The organism is Tenacibaculum sp. FZY0031 (assembly GCF_036350695.1).
Taxonomy (GTDB): Bacteria; Bacteroidota; Bacteroidia; order Flavobacteriales; family Flavobacteriaceae; genus Polaribacter.
Genome location: NZ_JAZDVY010000007.1, coordinates 1 through 12,960 on the forward strand (window position 1 = coordinate 1; position 12,960 = coordinate 12,960).

Annotated in this window: 2 protein-coding genes; both read right to left on the reverse strand. The window is 32.1% G+C overall.

Going from position 1 to position 12,960, the window contains the following annotated elements:
• Positions 1 to 3,068: non-ribosomal peptide synthetase (locus V1T75_RS10885; protein WP_330488571.1), on the reverse strand; the 3,068-nt coding region annotated here is incomplete at its 3' end.
• 76 nt (positions 3,069 to 3,144) lie between these two features.
• On the reverse strand, positions 3,145 to 12,948 hold the full coding sequence (locus V1T75_RS10890) for an amino acid adenylation domain-containing protein (protein ID WP_330488572.1): 9,804 nt from the start codon (positions 12,946 to 12,948) through the stop codon (positions 3,145 to 3,147).
• Between the last annotated feature and the right edge of the window lie 12 nt (positions 12,949 to 12,960).

Below are 12,960 nucleotides of genomic sequence, written 5' to 3' on the forward strand. Positions count from 1 at the left end.
TTACCATTTGAAGTAAGTGGAAACTTCTCTAATAAAACATACACACTCGGAACCATATACTCTGGTAATACTCCTTGCAAATACTCCTCTAATTCTCTCGACTCTATACCTGTTGGACTCGTGTAATAACAAACTAGGTACTTGTCATTTTCTGATCCTTGTACCTGAACCACACTCTGGGCTACCTTTGAGTAAGATTCTACCTGATTGATAATCTCTCCTAACTCTATACGGTATCCGCGAATTTTAACCTGTGTATCTTTTCTGCCTATAAATTCTATCGTACCATCTGCCAACCATCTCGCCAAATCTCCAGTACGATACATCGTTTCCCCTGCTCTGAACGGGTTTTTTATAAAACGTTCAGCAGTTAGCTCTGGTCTGTTTACATACCCTTTAGCAACTCCTAAACCTCCTATATAAAGCTCTCCTATTGAACCTTTAGGTACTAAATTCCCACTAGTATCTAATATGTAAACATGAGTATTGGATAAGGGGTATCCAATTGGAACATTACTTTTTTGATTTAAATTATAGTCATTTAAAAGTAAGCACGTAGAATCTATCGTTGCCTCAGTAACTCCATAACTATTATAAATCTTAATTTTATTTCCATACTTTTCTTGTAGACCTTTTGCATCATTCAAGCTTAAAATATCAGAACCAATAATGACCGTCTCTAAGCTTGAAATGTTTAATTTGTTTGTATCAGCAAACTCTAAAAAGGGAACTAAAACTCCTGGTGTAAACTCTACAATATTGATGTTGAACTTTTTAATTTGCTCACTAAGTCGTTCTGGTATAAAATCTTCCACTTTACACAATACCATTTGTCCTCCAAAAAGTAATGCTCTACAAAAATCTCCTATGAATACATCAAATGAAAAATTTGCCATTTGTAACAGCTTTGTATTTTCATCTATTTTATACAACTCCTTCCACATATATGCTTTTTCACAAAGTGCTCCATGAGTTATTTTTACTCCTTTCGATTTTCCTGTAGTACCAGAAGTATAAATGATATAGGCTAAATCATCTTTGGCAACTTCTTCTAGTCTTTCTGTTACTTCAATTTTCTTATTAACATGTTGCTCAAAATCTTCATCAATAACAAATGCTTGAAAACTTTCTGGTAGCTCATTTACACAGTCTTTAGTCGACAGTACCCAAGGTGTTTTTAACTCTTCCAAAATCGCTGCTATTCTTTCACTTGGAAGCATTTTATTGATAGGAGCAAAAACTCCACCTGCTTTCAATATTCCAAGCATATATATCAACGCTTGAGGGCTTTTCTCTACATAAACGGGTAAAATAGTTCCTTTTTCTACACCTTTCTGTTTAAGATATAATGCTAAAGCACTAGATTTCCTCCCTAATTCTTTATAAGTTAAAACCTCATCTTCATAGATTACAGCTATATTACCTGGGTGCAGCTTTTCTTGTTTTTCAAATAATTCCAATACGGAAGTTTCTTCATACACAATAGTGCTAACTCCTTCTCCTAAGTCTTTTATTAACGTACTCTTTTCCTCATTTGTTACGATATTTAACTCGCCTATTGATTTATTAGGTGCTGATAAAATTGATTTTGTTAGTTCTTTAAAATGTTCTCCAAACCTTATGATAGTTGCCTTATCAAACAAGTCGGTTGAAAACGTAATATTAAACAAGAGTCCTTTATCCCATTTTAAAGCTGTTAAATCTAAATCATACAAAAGAGAAGCAAATTGGTTGTTGTAACCAAGCACCTTATCGCTTTCCATACCCACTTCACTCTCAAAATCACTTTCTTCTTCTTCTTGAAGTGTTAACATGACTTGAAACAATGAAGTACGACTTTGGTCTCTTTCTTTTTCTACACGCTGAACTACTTTTTCAAAAGGCACATCTTGGTACTTAAACGACGTAAGAACTTGACTTGTTAGTTTTTTAAGGTAATCTTCATATGTACTGTTTTCATCAATATCACTTTTTAAAGCGATACTGTTTACAAAAAAGCCTATTAAATCTGCTATTTCTTCTTGAGAACGATTGGCAACTGGAGTACCTACACATATACTTTTTTGTCCTGTGTAACGATGCAGTAATATTTTATAAATTGATAATAAAATAATGAAAAGTGTTCCTCCATGCTGTTTAGCCAATGCTACTAGCTTTTCAGTCGTTTCTTTGTCTAATTGAAATTTATGATGGTCTCCTCGTGTACTTTGTATTAAAGGTCTTGGAAAATCGGTGGGAAGCGATAATGGCTCTAAGTTAGACAGGCTTCTTTCCCAAAACTTTAATCTTTCCTCCAATATATCATCTTTCAAGTAATTTCTCTGCCAAATAGCATAATCTGCATATTGAATAGGGAGCTCTTTAAACTTTAAAGAAGTACCTTCTGTATACTCTTTATAAAAAGCTTGCATTTCATTAGCCAGTACTACCATTGACCAACCATCTGATGCTATATGGTGCATGATTAAAACCAACATGTAGTCTTTTTGATCAATGTGAAGAACATTGGCTCTTAACATATAGTCTGAATCTAGCTGAAATGGCTTTTTCATCAAGTCTTTAATCAAACTTTCAAGCTGATCTTCCTGAGTACTTACATATGAAATTTCAAAACCATCTGCTTCCATTACTTCCTGATACCCTACCCCTTCTTCTTCTTTAAGAACTGTTCGCAATATTTCATGTCTATTTATCAGTTTTTTGAAAGCATACTCAATACCTTCTACATTTATTTCTTCTTTAAAACGAAGAATGATAGGCATATGATAATTCAATGTTCCTTGAAGCTTATCAATAAACCAAAGTCGTTCTTGAGAAAAAGATAATGGAATTTTGCTAGGACGAGTTCCTACTTTTATGGCATGATTCTGATCTTGTTTTATTTCAGAGATATCATCCATAAAAAATTGAATAATGTTTTCTTTATTAGAGCGTATATCATTCAATATTGATGCAGGGATTGTTGTATCTTTCTTTTTACGAAACTTTAATTCTCCATTATCTACAAAGAGTTTTATTCCATTCTCCTTAGCTTTATGAATAATATCAAGAACTATATTGCTTTCCATAGTGATAATTAGTGTTAATAGTTAAATACACTCTTATTTAGAATAAGAGTGTATTCTATGTAATTGTTTGAAGGTACTACAGTACTCCTTCTTCAAAATTTTCAGTTAGAGAGAAATCTTCCATATCATCCTCATTGTCTTTTTCTTCTATGGCTAGATTTAAAACTTTAGCAAGTTCATTTATTGTTCCATATTTAAAGACTGTATTAAAAGGAATATCTAAATCTAAAACTCTTCGAATTCTTGCTATAAATTTCATTATACGAAGTGAGTTAGCTCCTAGTTTAAAAACATTATCATGAATACCTATCTTTTCAATACCAAGTATTTCTTCCCAAATTTGAACAAGTTCTTTTTCTAAGTCTGTTTGAGGTGGTGAATACGTATTGGTTAATTGAGCATTCGGTTCTGGCAGAGCTTTTTTATCAATTTTACCACTAACTGTTATTGGAAATTCTTCTAAAACTACAAATGATTCTGGAATCATATAATCAGGAAGTTTCATTGTAAGATTGCTTTTAACCTTATCAACATCTATTAAATTTCCTTTTATATAAGCTATCAACTGTTCATCTCCGTTTTGTTTTTTAACCAAGACTAGTGATTGTCTTACTTCAGGAAAAGTATTTAACGTTGCTTCAATTTCTCCCAACTCTACTCTATTCCCTCGTATCTTAACCTGATCATCAATTCTTCCTAGAAACTTTATATTTCCATCTTGTTGCCATAAAACAAGATCACCTGTTTTATACATTTGCCCTCCATTTATAAAAGGGTTTTCTACAAAACGTTCTTTCGTTAAATCTTTTCTATTTAGGTAGCCTAAAGCCAAACCTTTTCCTGAAATACAAAGCTCTCCAGGAGTACCTATTGGTTGAATCGTATTTTGTTTATCTAATACATAAACATTTACATTAAACAATGGGGTTCCTATAGACACAGAGGTACTTCCTTCTTTCATATTTTCGGTAGAATACCACGTGCTGTATATGGTTCCTTCAGTTGGGCCATATATATTTTCTAAAGCTATCTCAGTGTTCAAGCTATTAAACCTTTCTACTAAATTTACGGGAAGAGCCTCTCCTGCTAAGAAAATATATTTAAGACTTTTAATGTTTTCTATTCCTATATTTTCTACTTCATCTAAGAATACCGAAAACAATGAAGGTCCAAAGTTTATGTGAGTAACTTTATGTTCGGCTATAATTTTAATAATTTTTGCTGGTTCTTTGCTCTCTGCTCTTGGAAGTATTGTTAATGAACCTCCTCCTTTATACCAGCCAAATATTTCCGAAATAGATACATCAAAAGAATAATTTGTTTGTAATAAATAAGAATCTTTCTCTGTAATTGGATACTTATGGTTCATTGCCGAAAGTAAATTCACCACAGCTTGATGGGATATCATTACTCCCTTTGGTTTTCCTGTTGATCCAGATGTATAAATAATATAAGACATCCCTTCTGGAACAGACTGATTCTCAAAGCTATTGTTCTGCTCATAAATTGTTTGTAAATCCTTTTCTAAGTTTACTATATTTATGCTAGGCTCACTTATACCTTTTACATACTCATTTCTTGTAATGATAAGGTTAAGTCCTGAATCTTCAATAATAGAAACTATTCGTTCGTTAGGGTGTTTTATATCTAGTGGCAAATAAGCTGCCCCAGCTTTTAATATTCCATAAAGTATTGGAATTAAATCCAATTCTCTATCAAGATATACTCCTACTACATCTCCTTTTTTTACTCCTTTCTCTTGAGTTAAATATACCGCTACTTGATTAGCTTTTTGATTAACCTCTTTATAGGTAAGCGTTTCTTCTTTGTAACGAATTGCTTCTTTATTAGGTGTTTTTAATACTTGATCTTCAAATAAAGATATTAATGTTGCTTCATTATCAATCGCAAGTTTCGTATCGTTAAATGCAGTAAGTAATTGTTCTTTTTCTTTTTTACATACAACACTATTATTAGACATTGGAGCATTAATATTACTTATAAACATTTGTAATACATTCGTAAAATGTGTTCGTAATTGCTCTAATAAATAGGTATCTACTATACTTGTTGAATAAGTAAGCACCAGCTTAAACCCTTGATTATGAGCAAACATAGAGAAATTCAACAACGTATTCTCATTCATATAGTTATCAAAACCTAATTCTACATCTTCTTTTCCTTTGCTTTCTTCATCTTCAATCATATCATTAAAGACTCTAAAATCAATATAGTTGAATGATGTATCATATATAGAATTACTTTCTTGACTATGCTCACCAATGGTATCCAAGATCTTATAAAAAGGCATACGTTCATGGTGTTTTAACACTCTTAATTTTTGTTCAATAAAGTGGATATAGTCTTTCCATGTCATTTCTTCTTTGAACTGTGCTCTGAAAGGAACCGTATTTAAAAAACATCCTAATAATTCTTCACCATCTGGAACAAGAGGCCTATTATTTGTTATAATTCCTACAGTAATATCGTTGCTATAACTCAGCATTTTCATTGTATAAACATAAGCGGCAAAACACAAATGTTTAAAACTTGTATTGTGTTCTTTTGCTACTTCTTCCAGTTGTTGTCTTAGAGCCACTCCCATATCATACTTGTTGTGCTTGTATTCATGAGGTAATCCTGTAGGTTCAAATTGTAAGCGAGTATAATCTTCTAGTTCTTCTTTCCAATAGTGCTGGCTAGCGGTACTCTCTAATGCTACCATTTCTCCTAAAATTTGATCTTTATATGTACTCTTTAGATTTTCAGGAGTAAATGTTGGATCTTTTAACAATTGAAAATATGTATTGTTAAGCTCAGTCATGAAAGAAGATAAGCTCCATCCATCAAATAAAGAATGGTGCAAATCAAAAAGTAAGAATTGGAAATCGTCTTTTATCTTTATGATATTCATTCTCCACAAAACAGAAAAAGATAGTTTTGTTGCTTTTACTCTTTCTTCCTGCATCTTATTGTGAATATAATTTTCCTGCTCTTCTGTTGATAGTTCTCTAATATCTACAAAATTAACTTCAGGAGTAATCTCTTTCTTTACAATATGAGCAAAGTGTTCTAAATCAAATATTTTCCTTAGAGTGTCATGCTTTTTTATTAAAAGATTAAGTGCTTGTTTAAAAACTTCAAAATTGAAGTCTTTGAAAGGAAAAGGATAAATATTTTGTTCATGATAAAGAATTTCATGAATATCGTCAGAGTTTCGCTTTAGAGAATGAAACACCATTCCTTTTTCTATTCCATTCATTGGATACACCTCTTCATACGATTCTAAAAATGTATTACGAGATTTATAATCTTCTTGAAATGAATCTAATTCTTCTATTGCTAATCTCAATGCTTCTTCTTGTTCTTTATGGTCTACATCTAATACCGCTTGTGACAATTCTAAAACCGTTTGATGCGTATATAAATCAGCGATGGTTAAAGAAGACTGCAACAATTTATTAATTTCAAAAATTAATCCTATCGCTTTTAAAGAATCTCCCCCTAGGCTAAAGTAATTATCATTCACTCCTACTTTTTCCACAGCTAATATTTGCTGCCAAACTGCTACAATTATTCTTTCAACATCATTAGAAGGAGCTTTATAACTAGCTTGTAACAAAGCCTTTGGTTCTGGCAATTTTCTTACATCTATTTTATTATTATGTGTTTGTGGAATCTCATCAATCTGCATAAAATAAGAAGGTACCATGTATCCTGGAACTCGTTGGCTAAGGTACTGTCTAAGCTTCTCTACATCTATTTGTGTTTTTGCAAGAAAGTAAGCACATAAAAACGTATCTCCTTGCGATTCTTTCATAATGACAAATGCATCTGTTACTTCCTCATGTGCTGTCAATTGGTACTCTATTTCACTAAGCTCAATTCTATGCCCTTTTAATTGTACTTGATGGTCTGTTCTTCCGATATATGATAACTCTCCATTTTCTTCTAATCGAGCCAAATCACCAGAGCGATATAATATATCATTAGCTTTGTAAGGGTTTTTTATAAAACGCTCATTGGTCAATTCTTTTTTATTCATATAACCTCTAGCAACTCCTAAACCTCCTACATAAATTTCACCTGTTACCCCTTGAGGCACCAAGTTTTGATCACTATCAAACAAGTACATAAGTGTTGTTGGTATGGATTGTCCTATGTTACTAGTTCTTTTAAGCATCTCCGCCTCTTTGATTTCTTTGAATGATGTATGAACAGTAACTTCTGTTATACCATACATGTTAATAAGTTTTGTAGCTGGATGTGTTGTATGCCAAGAACTCAATTTTGAAGGAGTTAATGCTTCTCCACCAAAAACAACATAACGAAGGCTTGATGCCACTTTTTTTGACAATTCACAAGCTTTTATAAAACTATAAAAGGCAGTAGGTGTTTGACTTAAAACGGTTACTTTATGCGCTAAAACTTTTTCTAAACAAATAGTCGGATCCTTTGTTTCTTGTGAAGAAAGTACGATTAGTTTTCCTCCGTATAATAATGCTCCATACATTTCCCAAACACTAAAATCAAAACAGTGATTATGAAACATCGTCCATACATCGTCCTTGTTAAACTCAAACTGTAACTTACTATTTATCAACAGCCTTATTACATTCTTATGCTCTAACATTACTCCTTTAGGCTTTCCTGTAGTCCCCGAAGTATAAAGGGTATAACAAAGATCATCTGGAGAATTAACATGCTTAGGATTAGCAACTAATTCACTAATATTTACTATGGTATCCCATACAACAAGGTCGCACTTTTCTGCAATTATCGAGGCATGTTCTGATTTTGTAACTACCAAGTTTAGTTCGCTATCCTCTAAAATATAGCTAGTACGATTTAAAGGGTAATTTACATCTATAGGTATATAACAGCCCCCTGCTTTTAAAATTCCTAACATTGTAATGATTGCATGATGGCTTTTCTCCATATACAAACCAACCTTATCACCTCTCTCAACCCCTTTTTCTAATAATGAATATGCTACTTTATTCGCTAACATATTTACCTCTTCGTATGATAGAGCTTCATCTTCAAAAACTATGGCTGTATTTTTGGGGTGTAAAGAAACTTGCTCTTCAAAAATAGATACAAGAGTTTTTTCTTTAGGGTATTCAATATCACTATCTACATAATCATTAACAGATAATAAGTATTTTTTTTCTTCTTTAGGTAGAATTGCATTTTTATCAATTAGGTCATCTGCATGAGAAATAAATTGATTTAGTATATTTTTATAATATAAAAATAAGCGTTCTGAAAGAAGTTCATCTAGTACTGTTGTAGAGTAACAAATAGTTAATAGAAACCCTTTTGATTCTGCATTAATATTAAAATCGAAAAGCGTGTTATTATTCATAAAACTTTCGAAAACATACCCTAACTTTTCAGTATGTTCTACTTCATCATCATTCATTAAGCCTTCTAAAACTCTAAAATCTGTGAAGTTAAATGATGTGTCAAAAATGGGATTACTTTCTTGACTTTCTTCCCCTACAGCCTCTAGAACCTTATAAAAAGGCATTTTCTCATGATATTTTAATTCTCTTAGTTTTTGTTCTACAAGCATTATATATTCACTCCAAGTACAGTTTGAAGGCACTTTAGCTCGAAAAGGAATTGTATTTACAAAACATCCTAGTAACTGCTCTCCATCTATGGTTAAAGGACGATTATTAGTAACAATACCTACCGTAATATCATTAGCGTAGGTTAACATACGCATTGTATAAATATAGGCAGCAAACGTAAGATGTTTGAAACTTGTTCCATATTTAACGGCTATGCGTTCTAATGAACTTCTCATTTCTGTACCCAAATCGAACTGGTTCATTTTGTATTCATGTTGCAACCCTGTACTTGGAAATTCTAAACGTTGGTACCCCGCTAATTCTTGCTTCCAATAAGATACACTCGCTGTTTTACTTACCGCAGAAAGTTCTTCTATAATATGATCTTTGTAGCTACTTTGTAATTTTCTAGGGAGGTAGTTTTTATCTTCAACCAGCCTAAAATATACACTATAAAGCTCTGATATAAAAGATGATAAACTCCACCCATCAAACAAAGAGTGATGAGAATTGAACATGAGTAAATGAAAACCTTCTTTTACTTTTATAATGTTTATACGCCATAGAAGTGACATGGAAAGAACAATTTCCTTATAACGCTCTTCATACATCTTCTCTTCTACAATCTTATACTTTTCCTCGTAAGATAATTTCTCGTTTGAAATATCCATATAGTTTATTTCTGGAGATACTTCTTTTAAAACTATATGTGCAAAATTTTTAAGATCGTAGATTTTACGTAGTGCATCGTGCTTTTCTAAAACCAGCTTTACTGTTTTTTTAAATGTGTTTAAATCAAAGTTCTCATACGGTATAGGATATACTTTTTGAATGTGATAAACATGTCTGTCAACATCTTTCATTGAATAAAAAACCATTCCTTTTTCTACCCCATTCATAGGAAATACTTCCTCATAGTTGTCTAAAAAACGGTTATGTTGTTTGTATTCTTGCTGAAAAGCTGATAGTTCTAATTCTGCTTGTGCTATAAACTTTCTGTTTTTTTCATCCTCTTTCTTGTCTAAAAGTAAACTTAGTTCTTTAATTGTTTGATGAGAATGCAAATCTGCAACTGTTAATGAACACTTAAATTTTTTATTAATTTTTGAAATAATTCCTATTGCTCGTATAGAATCTCCTCCCAACCCAAAAAAATTATCATTTGTTCCTATTTTGGATAGTGATAATACATCTGACCAAATATTTACCATAATTTCCTCTTGATAATTTTCTGGAGCCATGTAACTTTCTCCGATCATTTTTATCGGATCGGGAAGCTTCCCATAATCAACCTTATCATTTGCAGTTAAAGGCATAACATCTACTTGAACAAAAAGAGTTGGTACCATATAGTCTGGTAGCTTTTCTGATAAAAATTCTTTTAACTCTTCTGCTGATAGTTGAGTTTTTGCAACATAATAGGCACATAAATTTTGATCCGTTTCTTTATTACTTCCTCTCACCATAAGAGCAACTTGGTCGATAAAGTGATGCTCCATCATTTGGAATTCTATTTCTCCTAACTCTATTCTAAAGCCTCTAATTTTTACCTGGTCATCAATACGTCCTTTAAATATCATTTCTCCATCTCTTGACCACATTGCCAAGTCTCCTGATTTATACATGTAAGTTCCTTCTGAAACGGTATTTGGAATAAACCTCTGTGCTGAAAGTTCCTCTTTATTTAAATATCCGAGCCCTACGCCTTTTCCAGATATGTAAAGTTCACCAACAACTCCTTTAGGAACAGGTTTCAAATTGCTATCCAACACGTAAGTACTCATGTTAGCAATAGCTTTACCTATAGGAACTGAAACAGATTTTTTACCTGCGTTAAACTCATAAACCATACAGCCTACAGTTGTCTCTGTTGGCCCATATTCATTATAAATTTTCACACTCCCTCCAAATTTACTATCAATATCTTTTGCTAACTGATATGTGAGTTCCTCTCCTCCAACAACAAGCCTTTTTATATTACTGGTTGCTAAGCTTTTTGATAATTTATCACTGATATTTATAATTTTTAAATGAGAGGGTGTTAATTTGATCGTATCAACTTTATTATCAAGAATAATTGATTCTATAGTTGCCTCCTCTTCAACATCTTTATAAACTAACACCTTTCCTCCTGTAACAAGAGGAATAAAAATTGACGTTATAGTAAGGTCGAAAGAAAAAGAAGTATATAGAGGGAATGTCGCTGGTTCTCCATGCACATAATGTTCAGATGCCCATCCAATATAATTTAATAATGAGCTATGGCTAATCATTACTCCCTTTGGGTTTCCTGTTGAACCAGAAGTATAAATTACATAACAAAGGTCAGATAACGCTTCTTCTCTTTTAGGCAGCTCTTTAGACCAATCACTTTCTTTGAATTGATCTATAAATAAAACTGTTTTAGATTTCACTATCTCAGTAGTATTAGTACTAGTGGTTATTACTACTTTTATGTTACTGTCTTTTATAATATATTTTATTCTATCCTCTGGATAATCTACATCTATTGGTAGGTAAGTTCCTCCTGCCTTTAATACAGCTAAAAGACTTATAACAGCCTCTGTACTTTTATCTAGTAAAAGTCCTACTAAAACACCTTTCCCTACTCCTAATGCTTGTAGCTTATGTGCTAATTGATTAGAACGTTCATTTAACTCTTTATAGGTTAAAGTTTCCGTACCTGATACTAAAGCTGTGGCTTCTGAAAATTTTAACGCTTGATTTTCAAATAGCGAGATAATTGTTTTTTCATCAAAAAAATGTTTCGATTCTCCCGTGCTTTCACTTATAAGCTCGATACTTTCTGATGTTGATAGTAAGGCTACCTCAGATACTTTAAGTGAGGTATTAGTTGTTACTTGATTAATAACCTTTTTAAAGTACTGAGAAAATTCTTTTATTGTTTGCTCTGTAAATAAATCTAAAGCATATTCAAATTTAAACAGGAGTCCTTCATCTCCTTCAAAAGCAAATAAACTAAGGTCTACTTTTGAGGTATTATAATGCTTGTGCTCATATAATTTTATTTGTAATGAATCTATTTCCGAAGTGTCTTTTTCTATATTCTGAAGGATAAATAATGTATCAAATAATGGGTTATGGGCAGGGTTTCTTTCTAAACCTAAATCGTCAACCAAACGTTCATAAGGATAAGACTGGTTATCAAAACAACGTATCGTTTTGTTGGATACTTCACTAAGATAATCTTTAAAGCTTTTTTCTTGTTCAGGAAACAAACGCAATGCTAAGGTATTAACAAACACACCTATTATTTTTTGTAAATCTGCATGTGTTCTTCCAGCCACTGGAGTTCCAATGATAATATCTTCTTGATTACTTAATTTAGATAATAAAATACTATAAGCTGATAATAGCACTGAAAATAATGAAGTGTTATGTTGCTTAGCTAACTCTTTTAATGAGGCTGTTTCTTCTTTAGATACTTTAAAATAATAGGTACCTCCTCTATACGTCTTTTCTGTTGGTCTAGGAAGGTCTGTAGGAAGGTTTAGCAAGGGCAGAGTGCCTGAAAAATCATTTCTCCAAAAATCTCGTTGAGAAGCTATTGACTGTTGATTCTCTTCACTTAAATACCAATTGAGATAATCTCTGTATTTGACAACTACCTTTGGAAGATCATTCCCTTTATATAACTGTATGAAATCGTGAATTAGCACCTCTTGCGAAGTACCATCTGAAATAATATGATGTAAATCTACCAACAATATATGTAGGTTTGGATTAATTGTAATTAAACCTACACGTAATAAGGGTCCTTCTGAAAGGTCAAAAGATCTTACAAATTTTTCTATAATACCCCCTACTTCAGCTAAAGAAGCATCGTAATATTCTACCTCAAAATTAACTGTTTCTAAAATTTCTTGCTGAGGGTTGTGTGCTGAATCTAAACTAAAAACAGTTCTTAAACTCTCGTGGCGATTGATTAAGTTTTTAAATGCTGTTGATAACTTCAATTTATCGAACTCTCCATGAATTTCATAAGCTTGTGGTAAATTATACACCAATGAATCTCCAGTTAGATCGTCTGAAATAAACATACGCATTTGAGCAGAAGTAAGGTTAAATATCTTTTCTTCTGTACCCTTGGGAATACTAAATACCGCTGCTTTTTTCTCTTGAATACTATTTACATAGGCCATTAACTCAGATTTATTAGCCTTTATTTCTTCTATTAAAGAATTATTAGAAAAAGTTTTCGGTACACTTATTTTTAAGTTATCGTTAACAACACGTATATCTATGTTTTCTTGTTTTAGTTTTAAAATCAGTTCTTCCATAATAATTAGGTA

What these genes read in the sequence shown, in the direction of transcription:
- V1T75_RS10890 (WP_330488572.1), bottom strand. Translation starts at nt 12,948, where the DNA reads ATGGAAGAACTGATTTTAAAACTAAAACAAGAAAACATAGATATACGT.